The 22,129-nt window shown below is 66.2% G+C and carries 17 protein-coding genes and 1 pseudogene; 10 read left to right on the top strand and 8 right to left on the bottom strand.

Annotated features, from left to right (window positions below; genetic code table 11):
* Positions 1–4: 4 nt before the first annotated feature.
* Both FE811_RS11680 and FE811_RS11675 read right to left on the bottom strand, forming a co-directional pair.
* Positions 5–5,134 carry a RecQ family ATP-dependent DNA helicase gene (locus FE811_RS11680; RefSeq protein WP_116221215.1) on the bottom strand — a complete coding sequence of 1,710 codons (5,130 nt, stop codon included), beginning with the start codon at positions 5,132–5,134 and terminating at the stop codon, positions 5–7.
* A 344-nt stretch (positions 5,135–5,478) separates the two neighbouring features.
* The gene (locus FE811_RS11675) at positions 5,479–6,468 is read right to left on the bottom strand and encodes a LysR family transcriptional regulator (protein ID WP_116221214.1); all 990 of its coding nucleotides are present in this window, start codon (positions 6,466–6,468) and stop codon (positions 5,479–5,481) included.
* A gap of 242 nt (positions 6,469–6,710) precedes the next feature.
* Between FE811_RS11675 and FE811_RS11670 the strand changes: the two genes are divergently transcribed.
* The 9 genes and pseudogenes from FE811_RS11670 to FE811_RS28240 all read left to right on the top strand — a co-directional run bounded on the left by FE811_RS11670 (position 6,711) and on the right by FE811_RS28240 (position 13,091).
* Positions 6,711–7,553, top strand: a complete 843-nt coding sequence (locus FE811_RS11670; RefSeq protein WP_116221213.1) for a transporter substrate-binding domain-containing protein — start codon at positions 6,711–6,713, stop codon at positions 7,551–7,553.
* A 61-nt stretch (positions 7,554–7,614) separates the two neighbouring features.
* A complete protein-coding gene (locus FE811_RS11665; protein ID WP_116221212.1) occupies positions 7,615–8,274 on the top strand; it encodes an amino acid ABC transporter permease in 660 nt (219 codons plus the stop codon).
* Positions 8,275–8,277: 3 nt separating this feature from the next.
* Positions 8,278–9,000, top strand: a complete 723-nt coding sequence (locus FE811_RS11660) for an amino acid ABC transporter permease (RefSeq protein WP_036752659.1) — start codon at positions 8,278–8,280, stop codon at positions 8,998–9,000.
* Between the two features lie 47 nt (positions 9,001–9,047).
* Positions 9,048–9,803, top strand: a complete 756-nt coding sequence (locus FE811_RS11655; RefSeq protein WP_208021339.1) for an amino acid ABC transporter ATP-binding protein — start codon at positions 9,048–9,050, stop codon at positions 9,801–9,803.
* 19 nt (positions 9,804–9,822) lie between these two features.
* On the top strand, positions 9,823–10,812 hold the full coding sequence (locus FE811_RS11650) for an agmatinase (protein WP_116221211.1): 990 nt from the start codon (positions 9,823–9,825) through the stop codon (positions 10,810–10,812).
* Between the two features lie 76 nt (positions 10,813–10,888).
* Positions 10,889–11,647: an amino acid ABC transporter ATP-binding protein gene (locus FE811_RS11645; protein WP_116221210.1), complete on the top strand. Its 759-nt coding sequence runs from the start codon at positions 10,889–10,891 to the stop codon at positions 11,645–11,647.
* 9 nt (positions 11,648–11,656) lie between these two features.
* Entirely contained in the window at positions 11,657–12,658 is a 1,002-nt protein-coding gene (locus FE811_RS11640) for an asparaginase (protein ID WP_116221209.1), read from the top strand.
* A gap of 90 nt (positions 12,659–12,748) precedes the next feature.
* Positions 12,749–12,889 (top strand): annotated as a pseudogene (locus FE811_RS28245) (DUF2200 family protein); the annotation flags it as partial.
* Between the two features lie 76 nt (positions 12,890–12,965).
* Positions 12,966–13,091: a DUF2200 family protein gene (locus FE811_RS28240; RefSeq protein WP_255469714.1), complete on the top strand. Its 126-nt coding sequence runs from the start codon at positions 12,966–12,968 to the stop codon at positions 13,089–13,091.
* Between the two features lie 347 nt (positions 13,092–13,438).
* Here the strand turns inward: FE811_RS28240 and FE811_RS11630 are convergent, their stop codons facing one another.
* The 5 genes from FE811_RS11630 to dctP form a co-directional block, all read right to left on the bottom strand.
* Positions 13,439–14,605, bottom strand: a complete 1,167-nt coding sequence (locus tag FE811_RS11630; RefSeq protein WP_114536551.1) for an acyl-CoA dehydrogenase family protein — start codon at positions 14,603–14,605, stop codon at positions 13,439–13,441.
* A 92-nt stretch (positions 14,606–14,697) separates the two neighbouring features.
* Positions 14,698–15,069 (bottom strand): DUF4286 family protein, encoded by a 372-nt coding sequence (locus tag FE811_RS11625; protein ID WP_116221208.1) that lies wholly within the window; start codon positions 15,067–15,069, stop codon positions 14,698–14,700.
* A 155-nt stretch (positions 15,070–15,224) separates the two neighbouring features.
* On the bottom strand, positions 15,225–16,643 hold the full coding sequence (locus FE811_RS11620; protein ID WP_208861527.1) for an MmgE/PrpD family protein: 1,419 nt from the start codon (positions 16,641–16,643) through the stop codon (positions 15,225–15,227).
* A 411-nt stretch (positions 16,644–17,054) separates the two neighbouring features.
* Positions 17,055–18,686 carry a GMC family oxidoreductase gene (locus tag FE811_RS11615; protein WP_116221206.1) on the bottom strand — a complete coding sequence of 544 codons (1,632 nt, stop codon included), beginning with the start codon at positions 18,684–18,686 and terminating at the stop codon, positions 17,055–17,057.
* Positions 18,687–18,770: 84 nt separating this feature from the next.
* Positions 18,771–19,811 carry a TRAP transporter substrate-binding protein DctP gene (gene dctP / locus FE811_RS11610; RefSeq protein ID WP_084196916.1) on the bottom strand — a complete coding sequence of 347 codons (1,041 nt, stop codon included), beginning with the start codon at positions 19,809–19,811 and terminating at the stop codon, positions 18,771–18,773.
* 1,091 nt (positions 19,812–20,902) lie between these two features.
* Between dctP and FE811_RS11605 the strand changes: the two genes are divergently transcribed.
* Complete coding sequence (locus tag FE811_RS11605) at positions 20,903–21,598, top strand: TetR/AcrR family transcriptional regulator (RefSeq protein ID WP_116221205.1); 696 nt, start codon at positions 20,903–20,905, stop codon at positions 21,596–21,598.
* A 107-nt stretch (positions 21,599–21,705) separates the two neighbouring features.
* On the opposite strand, the gene FE811_RS11600 is transcribed toward FE811_RS11605, so the two are convergent.
* Positions 21,706–22,129, bottom strand: a 424-nt coding sequence (locus tag FE811_RS11600; protein ID WP_140847671.1) for a radical SAM protein, incomplete at its 5' end; no start/stop codon positions are given.

Raw genomic sequence — 22,129 nt, 5'->3', positions numbered from 1 at the left:
CCGTTTAATCGCGGGTGAATTCAAGCTCGGGCAGGATGGTTTCCCATTCGTCCCGCTTGATCCATTCCCTGTAGGCCTCCTCGTTGTCGGTCTTCCGCCAGCGCACGACGGCACCGACGGAACCTTTCAGGAAGGTCATGCCCTCGGGTGGTTGCCAGGCTTTCGCCATGCGGCCAAGCGGGCGGCCGCGACGGTCGCGCAGGCTCCAGCGACCATCCTCGCGGATCAAGTGAAGCTCGTCGCCGGAGCGGGCGCTGGCAATGGCCGCATGGGCGGGATGTCCCGGCGCAAGACGACCGGCGAAGGACAGATCGACCGCCTCGAGGCTTGGCAGTTCGTAATGCCTTTCGGGCGGCAGGCCATTTCCGAGATCCACGCGCACCGGGCGGTGCAGGATGCCGTCGCCCCCTGGCTGCAGGAACGCATGCCGGCCGGTGGTGGTCATGGCAAGCGTCTGGCGCGCGCGGGTCATGGAAACGTAGAAGAGCCGGCGGGGGGCGTCCTGATCCTCGCCACGGTTGGCGTTTTCCCATCCGCCGTCCAGGATCACGACGTGGTCGAACTCCAGCCCCTTGGCGCGATGCCCGGTCAGCAGAAGCAATCCGCGCTGTTCGCCCCGGCTGTCCCGCGACCATTCGGCCAGCCATTCGATGGCATCCAGCGCCGGCATCGCGCCTGTTCCCAACTCGCGGGCCAGGGCCGCGATGCCCTCGGCGATGCGGTCGATCCACCGGCTCGGTGTCTGCGCGTTCAGCAGATCCAGGATATCAGCGATCGTCATCACCCTGCCGGGTTCGCGGCGCAGGTCCGCAACCAGGGCCTGCATTTCCCGCAGGCGCCAGAGGCCGGGGGGCTTTTCGCTGGCCAGCTCGACCTTGATCCCCAGCGTCTCGGCATAGGCCCGGACGGGGCCAAGCCGCTTCCATTGCCGCGCGATGATCGCGGCCCGGTCCCAACAGAATTCGGGATCGAGGCGGGACAGCCGGATCAATTCGTCCAGCGCGGCCATGGCGTGGGGGATTTCACCGGCAGGACAGTCCAGCAGCTGGACGCGACCCTGGGCGACGGGATCATGCCGGGCCATGACACCCCCCGCAGGCTCCATCACCCTGCCGCTGTCGATGGTGATGTCGCGATCGGCCTTCATGCGGTCCCGCGCCGGCCGGATGACGGCGTTCGCGGTCTCGACGATGTTCCGGGTCGAGCGGTAGTTCTCGACCAGGAATTCCGGGCGGGCGCGGTAGTCCTCCTCGAACTTGCGGATGTAGTCGATCGAGGCCCCCGCGAAGGCATAGATGTTCTGGTCGTCGTCCCCGACCGCAAACAGGCTGAGCTGAAGGTCCGGGTCGTCCAGCGACCGGCCCGCCACCGCCGCGATCAGCGCATATTCCTCGGGGCCGATGTCCTGGTATTCATCGACCAGGATCCAGCGATAGCCCTGGATCAGCGCATCGCGCTGCGCCTCGGCCTCGGCCCGGCCCAGGCCCTCGCCGTTCAGCTGGCGGTCCGCCTCCATGACGATGCCGTCGAAATCGCGGTCGTCGGATTTCTGGCCGGTGAAGCTGGCGCCGACCAGGCGCATGGCCAGGGCATGGCAGGTCGAGACGGTGACGCCGTTTGCATCGTCGCCGACCAGATGGCGCAGGCGCGCCCTTATCTCGATGGCGGCATGGCGGTTGTAGGTCAGCACCAGGATGCCGCGGGCATCTTCGCGGCGCATCCGCAGCAGGAAGGCGATGCGATGCACCAGCACCCGCGTCTTGCCCGAGCCGGGACCGGCCAGCACCAGGACATTGGTCTTTTCCCGCGTATCGGTGACGATCCGCTGCTGGACCGGGTTTCCCAGCGATTCGACGATGGCCTTCCAGGAGGCGCCGGTCGTCTGCCGGCGGATGTCCTGGCCCCGACCGGGCAGCCAGCGGTGCAGGAAGCTGTCCTGGTCCAGGGTGAAGTAGTCCGCGGACAGGCGTTCCGCCTCGTTCATGTCGACCAGGCCGCGTTCGGCATAGGCGGCCATCACATGGGTCTGCACGGTCTGCTCGGTGTAATGTTCCTCGAGCGGCAGGAAATGTTCCTTGGTGAAGGGTCCGCCCTTGGGGTTCAGGTGGACGGTCATCGCCGGGCGGAAGATCATGAGCCCCTTGCCCAATGTCACGATGCCCTGTTCGTGCAGCCACAGAAGCGCACGTTCCATGAGCTTGGTCTTGTCCCTGACGCCGCTGGCTTTCAGCTCGATATCCGCGGCCATGGCGTTCAGGAGATCGCCGATCTTCGTTTCGATCTGGATGTCCTTGCCCCGGATCCCCTTGCCGACCTTGCCGGCCAGATGTCCAAGCAGAACGGCCGCTGCCTTCCAGCGCAGTTCCGCCGTCTGCTCGATGATCCGCCAGGACCGTTCGAGCGCGACCGCAAGCGTGTTGCGCGACGCCTTTCTCAGCCGGATATTGCCACGGCCGCCATCCTGGTCCCGTCCGTCGCGGGCCATGCCGCGCAGCAGCTTTTCGACGATGTCGGGGCGTGCCTCCTTATACCCCCTGTCGCGCAGGGTCTGGCAGGTCTCCGACAGGTGCAGCGGGACGGGTTCGGACCGCCCGGCATCGGGGGCCGCCTCGCGCATCAGCGCGATCAGGGTTTTCTCCAGATCCGACGCCTCGGCAAGGCGGGCGGCGGAATGCCCTTCGATGCCGATATGGACGAAGACGGTGATCGCCAGATCGTTGCTGGCGATGCCCAGGGTCTCCAGATCGGCCATGGCCTTGTTCAGCTGGCCCGGCGTGAGGCCGCTCGCGCCGCAAAGCTCGTCACTGGAGATGCCCTGGTCCGGCGGCGCGTTCATCACATGCCGGACGATGGCGACAAGGGCCTTGCGCCGGGCCTCGGTGATCTGGGCCTCGCGCAAGCGGCTCTCGGCCTCGTCGAGCGTGCGGATCTTCAGCGAGGAGGGATAGATCTGGACGCGGTTCTCCTCGCGCCGCAGCAGCACCGCCTCTTCGAGCCAGGACACCGCCGTCTTGACCCGCGTGTCTTCGGTGGCGCTGTCGCGTTGGAACTCGCGGTCCTTTTCCTCGCGGACGATCTCGCCCGAGGTGGCGACGACCGTCCCGGTCTTGCGGGTGCGTTCGTCGATCCGGCGGATCGCCCGCAGGATCGCGCCGATCTCGTGCCGGGCCAGGCGCGAGCGTGCCGAAAGCTGGAATTGCCGCTCGATGTCGTCGGCGGCATAAAGCAGCACGCAATTGGCATCGGCCCGGTCCCGCCCGGCCCGCCCGGCTTCTTGCAGATAGTTCTCCAGCGAGCCGGGAATGTCGCAATGCACGACCAGGCGGATGTCGGGCTTGTCGATCCCCATGCCAAAGGCGTTGGTGGCTGCGATGACCCGCAATTCTCCGGTTCGGAAGCGTTCCTGGATGTCCTTCTTGTCGTCGGCGCCGAGGCCGGCGTGGAAATGCTCGGCCGCCATGCCTTGGTGCTTCAGAAACGCGGCGACCCGCTCGGTCGCGTTCCGGGTCGCGCAATAGACCACGGCGCCCGAGCGGCCTTCGGCGGGCAGCATGTCCGAGATCACTTCGAAGATGTCGGCCAGTTTCCTTTCTTTCCCCGTCGGACGGACCTCGAAACTCAGGTTGTCTCGCGTGGCACCGCCGTCCAGAAGCAACAGCTCGACGCCGACGCGGCTTTCGAAATGCTCGCGAATGTCGCGCACGACCTCGGGCTTCGCGGTGGCGGTCAGGCAAAGGATCGGCGGCGGCGGCCCGTCCCCGGCGGTTTCGCGGATGAAGCGCGCGACATAACGGTAGTCCGGCCGGAAGTCGTGGCCCCATTTCGAGATGCAATGCGCCTCGTCCAGAACCCAGAGACCGATTTCCCGCTGTTGCAGCACCGAGCGGATCGAGGTGCTGCGCAGTTGCTCGGGCGAGATGATCAGGATCGCGGCATCGCCCATGCGGATCCTGTCGAGCGCGTCCTTGCGCTCGGGCATCGACAGCATCCCGTTGATCGTCACGGCCGAAGAGATCCCGGCCCGCTCCATCCCCTGGACCTGATCGGCCATCAGCGCCACCAGGGGCGAGATGACCACGGTAAGGGCGCCGGTCCTGTCGAAACGCGACAGGGCGGGGATCTGGTAGCAGACGGACTTGCCGGTGCCCGTGGGCAGGATGCCCAGCAGGTTCCGCCCGTCCATCGCCTCGCCGACGATGCGTTCCTGAAGCGAGCGCCCCCTCTCGTCGGCGGGTTGCGGCCGGAAGGCATCGAAGCCGAACCAGCGCCGGAGCGCCTTGACCGGGTCGTTCTGTTCCGCGCACCATCCGCATCCGGGATCCTGGCAGGAGCCGTCCCTCAGCTCTCGCACGATCAGCGAGGCCTCCCTGAACTGGGCCCGAACCCAGGGCGGCATGACCGAATCCCCGCCGGCGACCGAGATCCAGGACAGGGCATAGGCCATCGGCCAGCCGCGGTCGGGGCTGGCCAGCCGGTCCAGTTCCTGCTCGAGGCGCTGCTTGCAGGTCTTGCCTTCCGCAAGGCGGCGGATCGCGGCGAAGGCCTGTTCCCGAGAGGGTAGCCCGGCGCCCCGCACATGGCCAAACACCGCGTCGAATCCCCGGCTCAGATCCTTGCGCGTGGTCAGCCAGTGATAGGCGGTCAATGCATCGGGCGTCTGGGCATTCAGGTCGCTGAAGGCCTTGAGCTGGTTCTCCAGCACCTGGAAGACCAGCTTCGCATCGAGCTCGGGGTCGTTCACATGGCCGGCCTGCAGGCGCCCGTCCTGATAATGCTTGACCAGATGGTGATAGGGATTGCGCGGAAAGGCGAGGGGGTTCAGCCAGAGCGTGTCGATGGGCGCCTGCATGATCCGCGACAGGCGCGGCCGGGCAGCCACGAGATGCGCCAGATCGTGCCGCAGGAAATTATGCCCGATCGGGTGCGCGATGCCGTCGAGCGCCTCTTCCAGACGATCGAGCCCCTTCTCAAGCTGTCCCTCTTCGGCGCGGATCGCCCCGTCCATGCCGTGACGGACCGCGGCGAAGGCAAAGATCCGCGCCGTCCTGGGGTTGACCTCCAGATCGATCGACAGGCATTGCCGCAGAAAGCGGTGGCGGTCCGATACGGCGGTCGTGGTGCATTGCTCATCCATCTCGAGCAAAGGGAATACAATTCCTGCGCTTCGTGCAATCGCAACATCGCCGCAGCTTTCGGGTCGCCCCGGCGGGTGCCGGATGCCGCCGCATTCTTCTGGCGACAATGCCGGCGCATGGCGAAGAGGGGCGGCTTGCATTCCGGCATGTTCGAATGCCCATGCCCAGGGACAGGCGCCCGGTGACGACCCGGCCTGCATGGCACGAGCTTCGCCGGCAGACGGATTTCCAGGCATTTGCCGCCCAGGCCCCGCGAAGGAATCCGGCGCGGGGGGCTGAGCAAGGGCGCGCTCTGCGGCGGTTTCGGTCTGGCGCGCGGTCATATTGCCCCCAAGGCCGTGGCTTATTTCGCCACCGTCACGGCGGTGCCCAGCCATGGGGCCAGGGCGCTGAGAGCCGGGACATATTGCGTGGCGACGATCGCGCGGCAGGTCTGGACCAGCAACGGTTTCAACGCCGTCAATTCGCCGCTGCGGGTCACCAGATAGATCCGCCGCGCGAAGGCCGGGCCGGGCAGGGGCAGGATCTGCAGGAACGGCACATGGTGCGCGCATTTGCGGATGCAGCTTGGCGTCAGGATCGTCCAGCCCAGCCCCGCCGCAACGAAGCTGATGATGGAATCGATGGTGTCGCAGGCGAAGGCATGCGGAACCTCCAGCCGGGTGCGGCGGAACTGCTGCTCGACCCGCCGCGCGATGCCGGTGGTGGCGCCCGAGCGGATCATCGGCGAGGTGGTGGCAAAACGGCGAAACGATTCCTCGTCGCGGAACGGCGGCACCTCCTTGGGCAGCAGCGCGATGAACTGCTCGGAGAACAGCTCGTGCCGGTCGAAGCGGTCGAGATCGTCGAAAGGGTCCGCCGAGATGACGGCGTCCAGGTCGCCGCTGATCAGCTTTTGCCGCAGCGGTTCCATGAAGCCGCTGAAGATCGAGACCGCGTCGATGGTGTGGCGCATGGCCTTGATCAGCTGCGGCACCAGCGGATCGGACAGCGAATCGATGATCCCCAGCCGCAGCTGGGTCAGGGTCGTCTGGTTGGCGTCGAGCAATTCGTTTCGCAGCGATGCCGCCTGCGACAGCAGCCGCTCGGCGCTTTGCGCCAGCCGCCGGCCGGCGGGCGTCGGCACCAACGGCCGCGACGTGCGGTCGAACAGCGGCACGCCCAGCTCTGCCTCGAGCCGCAGGATCTGCCGGGAGACGGCCGATTGCGTCAGCTGCATGCGCTCGGCGGCGGCGGTCATGCTGCCGGAGCCGAAGACGGCGAGATACAGTTCAAGCGCATGCAGGTCTATCGCCAGGCGCGGCGGGGGGCTGAGGGGGTCGGCAGCGCACATGAAGGGTCAAACCATGATTTTAGGGAATGATGATCAGGAATTTTCGGGATGATGGCAAGCTAGAATCGTGCCGGATATGCGGGTGTTTCTGGGACATAATCCTGTAAACAATGGAATTAATGGGAACCCATCGGGGCCGGCGAGTTTTCCGGCGCGCGACCAGAGAATGATTTTTGTTTTTGATAAGGCGCGGATTCGCCTTATCCACGGCTCAGATCATCTGACAAGGGAGGAGCCTGACAATGATCACCCGCCGCACCTTTGCCGGCCTGTCGGTCAGCATCGCCATCGCCCTGGCGAGCGCAGTGCCGGCTCTGGCCGAGACCACTTTCGAGAAGATCAGGCGCACCGGCACCATGGTCGTGGGCACCGAGGCCGCCTATCCGCCCTTTGAATTCGTCAAGGACGGGCAGATCACCGGCTTCGGCCGCGACCTGCTGGACGAGATCGCCAAGGCCTGGGGCGTCGAGATCAAGCAGCTCGACCTGCCGTTCCAGGGCATCCTGCCGGGGCTGCTGGCGCAGAAGTTCGACTTCGTGGCGACCTCGGTCGGCATCAACCCGGAACGGGCGGCGCGCTATGCCTATACGCTGCCCATCGCCGACAGCACCGCCTATGCCATCAAGCGCGCCGGCAACGGCGACATCGGGGGCGTCGAGGACCTGGCCGGCAAGGTGGTGGCGACGCAGCTCGCCTCGGCCGTCGATCCGGTCGCCAAGGCGCTGGACGAGAAGCTGAAGGCCGAGGGCCAGGGCTTTGCCGAGCTGAAGCTGTTCCCCACCTTCAACGATTCCTTCCTGGCGGTGGCCAATGGCACGGCGGATGCCGCCATGGCCGGGCTGCCGGTGCTGCAGAACCTGATGAACGAACGGCCGGGCGTGTTCGAGCTGGTCGGGCAGGCGGCCGATACCCAAAGCCTGAACGCCTGGGTGGTGCGCCCCGAGGACAAGGACCTGCGCGACGCCATCAACGCCGTCATCCTGGAGCTGAAGGCCAGCGGCCGCTTTGCCGAGCTGCAGCAGAAATGGCTCGGCATGACCTACGAGCTGCCCGAAACGGGCTATCTGCCCGAAGGGGCGCTCTGACGGCCCCGCGGCCCTTGGCAAGGGGCCGCGGCACAGGCCGAGCAGAAGCAGGAGGAAGCCCGTGGATTTCGATATGCTGGCGTTTGGCGACGCCTTCCCCCGGCTGCTGCCCGCAGCCCTCACCAACCTGACCATCGCCCTGGGCGCGATGCTGCTGGCGCTGATCGGCGGCACCGTGCTGACGGTGCTGCGCACCACCGGCATCGGCCTGCTGACCGGCGCCATCGGCGTGCTGATCAGCTTCATCCGCGGCACGCCGATCCTGGTGCAGATCTTCCTGTTCTACTATGGCCTGCCGGCGCTGGGGCTGGACCTGACGCCGATCCAGGCCGGGGTTCTGGCCATCGCGCTGAACAGCTCGATCTTCATCACCGAGATCATGCGCGGCGGCCTAGCCGGCATGGATCCCGGCCCGGTCGAGGCGGCCATCGCCCTGGGCGTGCGGGCGCGGACGATCTGGACGCGGGTGATCCTGCCGCAGCTTTACATCCGCATCCTGCCGCCGCTGGTCAACGAGCTGACCACCATCGTCAAGGGCACCGCGCTTTTGTCGGTCATCACCGTGGTCGAGGTGCTGCGCACCGCCCAGCAGATCGCCAACACCACCTTCCGCCCGCTCGAGGCGCTCCTGGCCGCCGCCATCGTGCTGTTTGCGCTGAACCTGGCGATCAGCCAGCTGGGCCGCCGCATCGAAACCCGCTTCGCCGCACGCAGGGGATAGGTCATGACCCTCGATTTCTCCGTCATTCTCGACAATTGGCCGCTTTTCGCCGCAGGGTTGTGGATGACGCTGGTCGTCGCCCTGCTGTCCATCGCCGCGGGCTTCCTGCTGGCGATCCCGGTGGCGATCATGGCGCTGTCGCATCGCCGCTGGCTGCGCGCCATCGCCGGGGCCTATGTGGAATGGTTCCGCAACATCCCCTTCATCGTGGTGCTGTATATCTTCTTCTACGGCCTGCCCTTCATGGGGCTGCGCCTGCCCGAGCCGGTGGTCGGCGGCATCGCCCTGGCCTTCTATGCCAGCACCTATTTCTCGGAGGTGATCCGCGGCGCGGTGCTGGCGGTGCCCAAGGGCCAGCTGGAAGCCGCGCGCGCCGTCGGCATGTCCTATTTCATGGGCATGCGCGAGGTGGTGGCCCCGCAGACGCTGCGGCTGCTGCTGCCGCCCTCGACCAACACCGCGATCTCGATGATCAAGGAAACCTCGGTGCTGTCCACCATCACCGTGGCCGAGATCACCTATCAGGGCCTGGTGGTCCAGGGCGCCACCTTCGCCCCGTTCGAGGTGTTCCTGACCACGGCGGCGCTTTACTGGCTCATCACCTCGGCCTTCGCCCATGGCATGCACCGGGTCGAGCGCGCCGCCGGCGCCGCGCAGGGCAGCCAGCAGGCCCGCCACAGCCTGGCCGACAAGTATCTCCAGCTCGGAATGCGGAGGAGCAAGTGACCCATCCCCTTCTGAAAGTCTCGAACCTGGCCAAGTCCTTCGGCACCATGACCGCGCTGCGCGACATCAGCTTCGAGGTCGCGGCGGGCGAGGTGGTCTGCATCATCGGCCCCTCGGGCTGCGGCAAGAGCACGCTCCTGCGCTGCATCAACTACCTGACCTTTCCCGACGGCGGCTTCGTCGAGGTGGACGGCACCCATATCGGCCGCGAGCCGGGCCGCGACGGCAAGGTGCGGATGCAGTCGCACAAGCGCATCGACCAGCTGCGGCCGATGATGGGCTTCGTGTTCCAGCAGTTCAACCTGTGGCCGCACATGACCGTGCTGGAGAACATCGCCCGCGGCCCCATCAAAGTGCAGCGCCGCCCGCGCGAGGAAGTCGAGCGCCAGGCCCGCGCGCTTCTGGCCCGCTTCGGCCTTGCCGGCAAGGAGGATGCCTATCCCTCGGCCCTGTCGGGCGGCCAGAAGCAGCGCGTCGCCATCGCCCGTGCCCTGGCCATGGAGCCGCGGCTGATGCTCTTCGACGAGCCGACCTCGGCCTTGGACCCCGAGATCGTCAAGGAGGTGCTGCTGTTCCTGCGCGAGTTGGCCGACAGCGGCATGACCATGGTGATCGTCACGCATGAGATCGGCTTTGCCCGCCATGTCGCCGACCGGGTGATCTTTCTCGACGGCGGCCTGGTCGCCGAACAGGGCCCGGCCCGGCAGGTGCTGGGTGACCCGCAGAACCCCAGGCTGAGGGAATTCCTCGCCCAGATCCACGAGGTGGCGGCCCCCGCCGACCTTTCCACCCCAAGCCATTGATTTACCCGGAGGACCATTCATGACCCGCAAGCTGACCTCGGCACCGAAGCATGGCCATACCAGCATGCTCTATTCGACCGTGCATACCGACCTGGACACGCTGGATGCCGACATCGCCTTTCTCGGCATCCCCTACGGCTCGGCCTATACCATGGACGAGGTGACGAACGACCAGAGCCGCGCGCCGACCGCGGTGCGGCAGGCGACGGACCGGGCGGTGCGGCTGCTCGACCGCTATGATTTCGACATCGGCGGCACGCTTTACGACGGCCGCGACGTGCGGGCGGTGGATTGCGGCGACGTGACCGGCGATCCGGCCGATCCCAAGGTGCATGCGCGCAATGCCGAAGCCGCGGTGCGCAAGATCCTGGCCGCCGGGGCGTTGCCGCTGATCATCGGCGGCGACCACGGCATCCCGATCCCGGTGCTGCGCGCCTATGACGACCAGGGGCCGATCACGCTGATCCAGATCGACGCGCATCTGGACTGGCGCGACCAGATCAACGGCGTGCATGATGGTCTGTCGAGCCCGATCCGCCGCGCCTCGGAAATGCCGCATGTGAAGGAGATCTTCCAGATCGGCATCCGCGCCCAGGGCACCGCCCGCCCCGAGGAATACGAGGCGGCGCAGGCTTACGGCTCGAACATCGTCACCGCCTACGAGCTGCACGAAAAGGGCATGCAGGCGATTCTGGACCGCATCCCGGACGGCGGGCGCTATTACCTGACGGTGGATGCGGACGGGGTCGATCCCTCGGTGATGCCGGGCGTGGCCGGGCCGGCCTTTGGCGGCGTGACCTATTGCCAGATGCGCGAGCTGCTGCACGGGCTGGTGCGCAAGGGCCGTGTGGTCGGCATGGACATCGTCGAGATCACCCCCTCGAAGGACGTGAACCAGCTGACCGCCATCGCCGCCGGGCGCTTTTTCGTGAACCTGGTCGGCGCCGCCGTCCGCGCCGGCTATTTCGACGAGCGGATCAGCCGGCGCGCCGCCCGGCCCGCCGCCTGATCGCACCCCGCCCGTTCCGGCAGTCCCGCCGGGGCGGGCCGTCAAGGATGCCAACCCAGGATTCAGGAGGTCCGCCATGTCCAATCCAGACGCCTCGCCCGCCGGGCCGATCATCTCCGTCGCCGGGGTGAACAAATGGTATGGCGCGTTCCAGGTGCTGACCGATGTCAGCCTGTCGGTCGCCAAGGGCGAGAAGGTGGTGATCTGCGGCCCCTCCGGCTCGGGCAAGTCGACGCTGATCCGCTGCCTGAACCAGCTGGAACAGCACCAGGAGGGCTCGATCGTCGTGGACGGGATCGAGTTGGGCAAAAGCGAAAGCGCCGCGCAGGCGGTGCGGCGCGAGGTCGGGATGGTGTTCCAGCATTTCAACCTGTTCCCGCATCTCGACCTGGTGCAGAACTGCGTCCTGGCGCCGATGTCGGTGCGCGGCATGTCCCGGCGCGCGGCCGAGGCGCTGGCGGTCAAGCTGCTGGAGCGGGTGCGGCTGGGCGAACACGCGCATAAATACCCCTCGCAGCTGTCGGGCGGCCAGCAGCAGCGCGCCGCCATCGCCCGCGCGCTCTGCATGGAGCCGCGCGTGATGCTGTTCGACGAGCCGACCTCGGCGCTCGACCCCGAGATGGTGGGCGAGGTGCTGGACACCATGCGCGGCCTGGCGGCCGAGGGCATGACCATGATGATCGTCACGCATGAGATGGGCTTCGCCCGGCAGGTGGCCGACCGGGTGGTGTTCATGGACCAGGGCCAGATCGTGGAACAGGCGCCCCCAGCGGCGTTCTTCGGCGCCCCGGTGCATGAGCGCACCCGGCGCTTCCTCAGCCAGGTTCTGCACTAGGGGGCGGGCATGGCGCCACGGACCATCGCGCTGGTCTCGACCGGCGGCACCATCGCCTCGCGCTTTTCGGCCGACCGCGGCGGGCTCTTCAGCATGGACGGGCCCGAAGCGCTGCTGCCCTCGGGTCCGTCGGAACTGCGGGTCGATCCGTTCTGCAATCTCGGCAGCAACCGCATCGACCTGGCGCTGTCGCTGGAACTGGCGCGGCGGATCGCCGGGCATCTGGCCGATCCCGAGGTGGCCGGATGCGTGGTGACGCATGGCACCGACACGATGGAGGAAAGCGCCTTCCTGGCCAGCCTGGTGATCGGGTCCGAGAAGCCGGTGGCGTTCACCGGGGCGCAATTCGCCGCCGACAGCCCCGTGCCGGACGGGCCGGGCAATCTGGCGGCGGCGCTGCGCCTGGCGGGCTCGCGCAAGGCGCGGGGCCTGGGCGTGGTGGTGGTCTTTGACGGCAGCGCCTATGCCGCCGAGGATGTCACCAAGATAGACGCGCAGGCCCGCGCCGGCTTTGCCGGTCCGCATTTCGGCCCGGTGGCGCGCGTCGGCCGTGCCGGTATCCGCCTGCTGGCACGGCCGCCCCGGCCCGCGCCCCGGCCGGCGACCGGCATCAGCCAGGACGTGGCGCTGTTGCCGGCGGTGATGGGCATGGACGGCCGCGGCATCGACGCGCTCGTCGCCACCGGCATGAGGGGCATCGTGATCGAGGGCTTCGGCTGCGGCAACGGCACGCCCGAACTGGCCTCGGCCGTGGCGCGCGCGCGGGAGCGGGGCGTGACCTGCGTCGTGACGACGCGCTGCCTGCGGGGCGAGACCCGGCCGCTTTACGCCGACGGCGGCGCGCTGGACTTGCAGCATGCGGGGGCGATCCTGGCGGGCCGGCTGCAGGGCAAGAAGGCCCGCATCCTGCTGGCCCTGCTGCTGGAAAGCCAGCCCGGTCCCGTCACGGCCAGGGATTTCGGGCATTATTGCCGCGATCTTGCTGGGGATGCCGGGGCGCAGATGGACTGATCGCCCGCGGCCGAGGTTGGCCCGGAGCGCGTCGCCCGTTCGACGCGGGCAGGTCAACGTGACGCGCCTGGAACGGTCGGGGGAGGCGGCATGACGCACAGGATCTTCACCACGCGCTTCGCCAGCCTCTCACCGCATTGCGTGGCGAAGGCGGAGAAGAAGGGCCGCACCAAGGCCGAGGTCGATGCGATCATCCCCTGGCTGAAGGGCTGCGGGCCAGAGGAACTGGCGGCCCGGCTGAAAGACCGGACGGATTTCGAGACTTTCCTTGCCGAGGCTGTGAACCCGGTGCGCGCGGATCAGGGGCGTGGTCTGCGGGGTCCGGGTCGAGAAGATCCAAGACCCGGTGATGCGCGAGATCCGCTATCTCGACAAGCTGGTCGACGCACTGGCCAAGGGGAAGCCGATGGAGAAGATCCTGCGGAAAGAGTGAGGCGCGCTGGCATTGCGGGTAACAGGCTACGACCTATGCCACCCCTGCCGCCGCCCGCGTGAGGCCCCTTGGCATCGTGGGTAAAAGGCCCAGTGGCGTGTTGCCGGAATCGGGCTTTTCCTCGCGGAACTGCATGCCCCGCCTGGTCTTCGCTCGATCCTTCGCCGGGGACGATGCCGCTTTTCGCAGCGAGGCGCGCGGCAGCGTTCCCGCATGGCGTGCCCGGACATGGCACCCAGCCCGAGAATGCGGATGGCGGCAAGCAGCTTGCTCTTTGGGATCGCTCTTTCTTCCCGAGCTTTCCTGGGCCGTGCCCCCGGCGACGATCCGCCGGGGGCAGCACGCCCTCAATACGACTTCGGCAGGCCGAGTTTCTTCTCGGCGATGTTGGACAGGATCAGCTGCGGGGTGATCGGGGCGATATAAAGGATCATGATCTCGCGCATGAAGCGCTCGACATGGTATTCCTTGGCATAGCCATAGCCGCCATGGGTCAGCATCGCGTTCTTGCAGGTCTCGACCGCCGCCTGCGAGGCCAGAAGCTTGGCCGCATTCGCCTCGGAACCGCAGGGCTTGCCTTCGTCCCACAGCCTTGCGGCATGCAGCATCATCAGGTTCGCTGCCTCCAGGTTCGCCCAGTTCTGCGCCAAGGGGTGCTGGATGCCCTGGTTCTGGCCGATGGGCCGGTCGAAGACCACGCGCTCCTTGGCATATTGCACCGCGCGCTCGTTCGCCGCCCGGCCGATGCCGATGCATTCGGCGGCCACGAAGATGCGCTCGGCGTTCATCCCGTGCAGGATGTAGCGGAAGCCCTGGCCCTCTTCGCCGATCAGATCTTCGGCGGGGATTTCCAGGTTCTCGATGAACAGCTCGTTGGTGTCGATGCCCTTGCGGCCCATCTTGTCGATCTCGCGCACCTCGATGCGGCTGCGGTCGAGCTTGGTGTAGAAGATGCTGAGGCCATCGGTCGGGCGCTTGCATTCCTCGATCGGCGTGGTGCGGGCCAGCAGCATGATGTAATCGGCCACCTGCGCGGTCGAGATGAACACCTTCTTGCCGTTGACCACGTATTTGTCGCCCTGGCGCACGGCGCGGGTCTTGAGCTTGGTGGTGTTCAGCCCGGCATCGGGTTCGGTGATGCCGAAACAGGCCTTGACCTTGCCCTGGATCATCGGCGGCAGCATGCGCTGGCGCTGTTCCTCGGTGCCGAAGAGGACGATGGGCTGCAGGCCGAAGATATTGAGGTGGATGGCCGAGGCGGCTTGCACCGCGCCGCCCGATTCCGCCATGGCCTGCAAGAAGATCGCCGCCTCGGTGATGCCAAGGCCGGCGCCGCCATAGGCCTCTGGCATGGCGATGCCGAGCCAGCCGTCATCGGCGCAGGCGCGATAGAAGGCCTCGGGGAAGCCGCCCTCGCGGTCGCGTTCCAGCCAGTAGTCGGGGCCGAATTTCGACGCGATGCGCAGGGCGGCGTCGCGAATCTCCTGCTGGTCGGGGGTCAGGATGTTCTCCATGGGAATCCTCGTGTTGGTCAATTGAAAAGGGGCGCGTGTTTCTCCGCCACGGCCTGGCATTCAAGCGCCATGGGCATGCGGGGGCGATTGGCTTATTCTTTCGGATATTGCATATCCGTGATCGGTTCGAAGACGCAGAAGAAGCGCTTTTCCGCAAGCGTGTCCGATATGGGCATCGCATCGGTATTCACGCGCGCCCGGATCTGGCCGATGATGTCCTGAACGTTGTCGGTATCGCAATTATAGATGGCGAGGTAATTCCATTCGAACGGACCGGGATCGCGCTGGTGCTCGCTGCGCTTGAATCGCTGGGAGCTGACCACGCCCGGAATGCGCATCACGTCCTGAAGATGCTGATGCGTATACCAGTCGTTGAATTCCTCGTCCGTGCCTTCCTTGCAATTCGTGAACACGATAAAGTCGAAACGCGGCATTTCATCCTCCCTGCGCTGCAGCAGTTTCATACGCGGCCCGAAAACGGGTCGATCGTTCCCCTCGGGGCAGCCGGTTCGGACCACCCCGTTCGGCGGCGACCTGGGGAAAGCCTTTCCCGCGCGAAGTCCTGCCTGTCCTGCCGGGCCCATGCGCCGCCCCGCACCGCCGGCAAGACCAGCCCCGTTCAGCCTGTGCCGGCCAGTTTGACGACAGCCGAGACGTCGTCGGCATCGGCCAGGTCCAGCAGCCGGTCGGCGAGCTGTCGTGCGCGGCCCTCCGCCAGGACGGCTTCGGCATTCACCCGGAACTTCTCGACCAGTTCGGCAGTGGTCATGTAGCTGTCGCTGCCCGGCGCGCCGCTGCCCTTGGGGTGGCTGCGCTCGGCGACGAAGACCTGGCCGCGCGCGCGGACCTCGACACGGGTCGGGCGGCTGGCGCGGTCCTTGGTCAGCGAATCGGCATAATCCGGGTGGATCACATGCTCGACCTTCTCCATCAGCCGCATGACCGAGGGGTCATAGACCCTCTCGGGCTTTTGCCATTCCGGGCCGCGGAGGAATTGATGGGCGCCAAGCGCCAGGCCATGCGCGATGCTGAACTGCGCATCCGTCACGTCGGTGATGTCGCGGTTCATCCACAGCGGGCGTTCGAGGAAACCCTCGACCCAGGCCTTGATGCCTTCGATCTCGTCCGGCGTGATCCGGTTCTGGTCGATGATCTGGTTCAGCGCGTCCAGCGGCGGGTGCAGGACACGGCAATGCGGATAGGGCTTGAACGAGCTTTCGGACGGAAAGCGCCATTCGCTGCCAAGCTTGTCCAGGATATGTTCGGGTTCCCAGCGGCGGGTGCCGATGAAGCGCGGATAGCCGTATTCCGGCTCGAAGATCTGCCGGTCGCCGCGATGGCCGAAGCCCGCCATATGCGCGGCGGTGATCGCGCCATGGGCCAGCCAGCCGCCCAGCATGTATTTGATCGTCGTCGGCGGGGCGTGCTGGCGCCAGGACGCCGCCGCGTTCACGGGCGAGATCATCGCCGCGATCGACAGCGCATTGCCGACGACCTCGGCGGGCTGGCCCTGAAGCTTGGAAATGGCGGCGGCCGCGCCGAAGATCGTGCTGGCGAAACCCCAGACGGGCGGCGGCTCGACCTTGCCGTCCCGGATGTCGCGCAGGTAATCCATCGCCTTGCCGATGCGCCAGGAAATCTCGTGCGCCAGCGCGGTCGCAAGGATCAGCTCGCGGCCGCTGGCATGCCGGGTTTCGGCCAGGGCAAGTGCGCCGGGCAGGACATAGGGGCAGACATGGCCGGGCGGCAGGACCGCGTCATGGTCCAGCGCATTGATCAACTCGGCATTGGCGAAGGCGGCGCCAAGGATCGAGGCGCGATGGCCGGTCCCCAGGATCGTCGCCTCCGTCCCGGCCTGCATCCGCCCGTAATCGATGCCGATCTGGCCGCGCTTATGCGTCGTCCCGGCAATGCCGCAGCCGACCGAGTCGAGAATGATCCGAACCGTTTCATCCACGACCGCCGCAGGCAGATCCTCGAAGCGTGTATCGGCCACGAATGCCGACAAATCGGCAAGCACCTGCTCATTCATATCCATAATCCTCCTCCTGCCTTGCGATTGCCTGTCCTTGCCGCCCGGTTTCATGCGGAATGGGGCGCGGATATTGCCGAGGGATTTCCATGTTCCTGGGCATCCTCGCCTTGCGGATTGGCCGCGGTTTCGGAAAGCCGCCGCCAGCCCAATCTTCGTTGACAATCGCAGGGCCCGACCGATCTTTTCGTCCAGGTGGATCCATTCCTGGCAAGCTGGGGGATCATCCGCGTCTCCTTTGCTTACTTTCGAGTAAGTAAATCTAATCCCGATTCGCGTCAACATGTTTTGCAAAGCGAAACTTGATGCCGCAACGTGTTCGACACAGCCTCCGCTCTGCGCCGCAACAACGGCTTGCGGCGCCCCCACGGGCCCGTCCGCAAGGCGCAAAGGCGCGGGCCGATGCGCGGCCGCAGGTCAGGCGGCGTTGTCGGCGCGGATCATCTCTGCCGCCTTCTCGGCGATCATGATGGTGGGCGCGTTCGTGTTCCCCGAGATGATCGCCGGTATGATCGAGGCATCGACGACGCGCAGCCCCTCGATCCCATGCACCCGCAGCCTTTCGTCCACCACCGCCATCGGATCGCTGGCCGGCCCCATGCGGGCCGTGCCGCAATGGTGAAAGGCGGTGCCGCCGAACTGGCGGGCAAAGTCCAGGATCTCGTCGTCGGTCGAGACCTTGTCGCCCGGAAATTCCTCGCGGACGTAATAGGGTGCGAAGCTTTTCGCGCCCAGCAGTTGCCGCGCGTATTTCAGCACCTGGACGATGGCCATGCGGTCGCGTTCCGTCGCCAGGTAGTTGGGCTGGATCTCGGGCTGGACCGCCAGGTCGGTGGACACGGCCCGCACCCAGCCCCGGCTTTCCGGGCGCTGCATGTAGCCGCCGCAGGTCATGCCCGGATAGCGGTCCAGAAGCCCCGCCACCCCTTCGCGATAGCTGGCCGGGGTGAAGGAAAGCTGAAGGTCGGGCGCATCCAGCGCCGGGTCCGAGCGCATGAAGACCCGCATCGGCACCGGCCCCATGCCCAGGATGGTGTCGCGGCTGCCAAGGGCCCATTTCGCGACCTCCGAAACCAGCGCCAGGCCCCGGCCGCGTTCGTTGACGGTGCGGATGCCCTTCAGCCGCACCGCCGCGCGCACCTGGTAGTGGTCGGTCAGGTTCGCGCCCACGCCGGGCAGGGCGGCGACCGGGTCCACCCCCAGCCCGCGCAGATGCCGAGGATCGCCGATGCCCGAGATCTGCAGCAGCCGCGGACTGTTCAGCGCGCCCGCCGACAGGATGACCTCGCGCCGGGCGCGCACCTCGCTCGGCGTGCCATGCGGGCCGCCGGCATGATAGCGCAGGCCGATGGCGCGCTTGCCATCGAACAGGATGCGCGCCGCATAGGCATGGGTCCGCACCGAGACCCGGCCGGTTGTTTCGGCCGGATGCAGGAAGGCGCGGGCCGTGCTCATGCGGACCGAGCGCCGGCCCGACAGGTCGATGGTGAACTGGAAGCCGCCGACGCCTTCCTGCGCGGCGGCGTTGTAATCCTCGACCTCGGGGATGCCCATTTCCCTGGCCGCCTCGACGAACATCCGGCACAGCGGGCTGTCGAAGGCCGGGTCGGTCACGGTCAGGGGGCCGTCGGTGCCGCGATAGTCCTGATCGGCAGCGCCGCCCCGCTTTTCCGAGCGGCGAAAGGCGGGCAGCACGTCGTCATAGCTCCAGCCCGGATTGCCGCGCTGCGCCCACCCGTCATAGTCGGCCCGCTGGCCGCGATTGTAGACCATGCCGTTGATGGCGCTGGAGCCGCCCAGCGTCTTGCCCTGCGGCAGCCCCACCGAGCGCCCGCCGATGCCGGGGACCGGCTGGCTGACGAAGCCCCAGGTCAGATCCTTGTTCATGACGTTCTTCACATATCCGGCGGGGATATGGATGAAGGGGTTGCGGTCCGGCGGGCCAGCCTCGATCACGCAGACGCTATGGTTGCCCGTCTCGGTCAGCCGATGCGCCAGGACGCAGCCCGCGCTGCCGGCGCCGATGATAACATAGTCGAATTCTTCCAATGCCCTGCCCTTGCGTTGATGCCCCGGCGACAAGAGATCCGTCCCGCCGCAACGGATGTCGCGGCGGGACCGGCCGCTGTCGCGTCAATCGGCTGCGGCTTCCTGATGCGCCCTCAGCACCTCGCTGCCCGGCAGGCCGGCCTTGTCCATGACCCCGGCCCAGTGGACCGCGCCCTGCTTCAGCCGTTCGACGAATTCCTCCTGGGCGGGGCCTTCCAGGGTGGTGACGGTATAGCCGTCCCGCGCCGCGACCTGGTCCCGAAGCTCGCTGTTGTTTTCATCGATATAGGCGCAGAACGACTGCTGCGCGGCCAGCGCCGCCTCGCTCATCACCGCGCGCTGTTCCTCGGTAAGGCGGTCCCAGCTGCGCTGGTTGACGGTTATGAAGAACACGCCCGAGCCGAAGTTGACCCCGTCGACCGCATATTTCAGCACCGGCTCAAGCTCGTACTGGACTAGGCCGGAATAGGGGAACACGGCGCCGTCGACGGTGCCGCGGGTAGCGGAATCGTAAAGCTCGGTCGAGGAGACCTTGATCGGCACGCCGCCCATCTCGGCGATGGCCTTTTCGGCCGCCGGGCCGCTGGACCAGATCTTCAGGCCGCGCACGTCGTCCAGCTTTTCGACCTTGCGGCTGCCGGTGAACAGCACATAGGGGGCCAGCATGTTGGCGTTCAGGACGCGCAGCCCCTTGGGCGCGAACTCCGCCTGGTCCAGGATGCCGCCGGGCTGGGTCAGCGCCCACATCTTGGCCGAGCCCTGGCAGGCACTTCCGGCGCCTTCCGGCAGTTCCCCGACCGAGGACAGCGGGAACTTGGCCGCATGATGCCCGGTGATGACGACGCCCAGGTCCAGCAAGCCGCTGCCCATGGTGGCGGGCACGTCCTTGCCAAGCTGCGCGGCGGGATAGCTTTCGAACTTGATCGCGCCGTTCGTCTTTTGCTCGACATCCGCCATGAAGACATCGACCAGGTGCTGGTGGATATAGTGCCCGGCGGGCAGGACGCTGCCCAGCTTGAGCGTCACCTCCTGCGCATATGCGGCCGAACCGGCCGCCATGCCAAGGAACGCCATCGCCGTTCCCGCATGCAATGCTGTCCTTGCCAGCGAGATGGTTTGTTTCATGTCTTTCTCCTCCCCAAGATGAAATGCAAGAAACCTGCCGGCGGGGCAGGGCGCGCCCTTCGCTTTGGCGCGGAAAGCGCGCGGCCGAGGCCCGGCAGGTCGCCTTCCTTGGGGAAATTACTTTTAGGAAATGTGTTTTGCAATACGGAATTTGATGCCGTTTTTGTAAATTTTGCAAAGCGCCGGCAAGGCAGGGTTTTTGGCAATGCTGGCGGGGATCAAGGATGCAGCACATCGCCCGCATGAAGCGGCGGCGATCGTCAGCAAGAAGGTGGGCAAGGTTCCCTGTCAATCCCAGGGAGGGGTTATCGAACAAGGCCATTCGGGCACTTGTCTTCGATATGCGAATACGGCGCGGCTTTTCGCGCCAATGACGTCATAGTTGTCGCAGGAAGCCATCTCGTATTTTTCGGTCTGCGCAACCGAAATGGTCGGGCGCATATCCGTATTAAGGATACGCCTAAACTTTCCGAATTGCAGAGATCGCCTTCCGGTCGGTTTCCCGCCGGGCGCAGCCTATCCCTGCGGGCTCATCCACATCTCCCCCACGCTTACTTTCTAGTAAGTAAACCTCGTTTCGATTCGTGTCAACATCATTTTGCAGGGCGGAATCTTTGGGCGTATACCGCGGAGCCGCCCAGGTCTCATGTCGCGGCGCAGGGCTGACCATCATGAAGTTAGTTTACTGTTTTCGCTAGGTAGTATTCCGCAGGGGGACCTCTCTCCGTCAGGGCCTCTGATGCTGGAATCCTCGGCGCGACCTTCCGCCCCGCGGCGGCTGGGCGCTTGCCAGTCGCGCCTCGGGCGGTTAGGTTCGGTCCGGTGATCCTTCCTTATAACAGCCCCCTGATCCTCGACGATTATAAGGTGAACCGAACGAAACGACCCGGTTGCTGGCGGTTCAACCAGGACAGCCGTCGTCCGAAAAACGAGATTGAGAACCGATCTGTGCGCAGTTCAAGCGGGGTTGCATGGCTCGGCAGGGAAACTGTCGCCCGAAAGATCAATGGGCGCTGTTCATGGGGCAAATGCCATCATGGCCGCGCGACGGACGAGCAACAATAATTCCTTGATGACGAGAAGCCACGACCATGACGCCGATCTCAAGAACTCCGAATGCGCGGCCCAACCTGACCAGGGACGAAATTTTGCGGGTTTCGGCGGATCTGTTCCGAAAGAAGGGGTATCGCGGCACCAGTCTCCAGGAGGTTGCCGACCACTTCGGCGTGCGCAGGCCCGCGATATATTACTGGTTCAAGAGCAAGTCCGACATCCTTCTGGAAATACACCAGAGATTCATGGAGATGTCGACGGCGCAGCTCAATGAAATCCTGGAAATGGATATTGGCCCGCATGAAAAGCTGGTCAGGATCATGAGCGGCCGGATCGACATGTTTTCCTCGAACATGGCCGACCTTGCCGTATATATCGAAAACGAATCCGAGCTTCCGGAAAGCGCGCTGGTCCAGGTCCGGGAAGTCAAGAAATCATACCTGCGCACGGTAGAGCAGATATATCGGGAGGGCGTCGAAAAGGGGGTTTTCGTGGATGTCGATCCTCATATAGCTGCAAGCATAATTCTGGGGATGACGCTCTGGATGTATAAGTGGTATCGCCCCGGCGGGCGGCATTCGGTGGAAGATGTCACCTCGGCCATCATCAATTTTGCTTGCCATGGGTATCTGAAACCGGACAACCTGCCCGCCGGGCTTTCGCTGACACCCGCATCGGCAGAGGCCGGAGGTGAGGAAGGCATCGGGCACGGCTCCGGCCGGCCGCAAAGATAGCCGTTCGGCCCGAGCCCACCGGCCGGATGCGGTCGATACCGTCGGCATAGACGAGCCCGCTGCCCCCGGTTCCTTCGCCACGGCATGCCGGCCCCCAAGGCCGGCTTTCAGCCCTTGCGCACCGGACGGCTCGTGGGTGTTCCGGTGCTGCGGCAGGGCTGCAGGACATGGTCGGCGACACCCAGCGCCGCCAGTTCCGCGCCCATCCGCGCCAAGGCCGCCCCGTCGATCAGGGTGGGATCGACCGTCGTGCGCACCTGGTGGGCCGTGCCGCTGGCCAGCAGCAGCCGCAGGCTTTCCCTGGCCCTGTCGCCGCTGCCGGTTGCGCCCGTCACCCGCCGATAGCCGGAAAACGGCGCCTTCACGTCGAAGCCGACCCAGTCGCAAAGCGGCAGCACCGCCGCAAGCCGGGCGGGGTAGGGGCCGGCCGTGTGCAGGCCGGTCCTGAACCCCAGGGCCCGGACCGCCCGCAACGCCTCGGGCAGGCCGCGCTGAAGCGTCGGCTCCCCGCCCGAGAACACCACGCCGTCG

It is taken from the genome of Paracoccus sp. FO-3 (assembly GCF_006386455.1).
In the GTDB taxonomy this organism is placed as follows: Bacteria; Pseudomonadota; Alphaproteobacteria; order Rhodobacterales; family Rhodobacteraceae; genus Paracoccus; species Paracoccus versutus.
The sequence above is the reverse complement of the archived record's forward strand: the minus strand, read 5'-3'. Positions and strand labels throughout refer to the sequence as shown.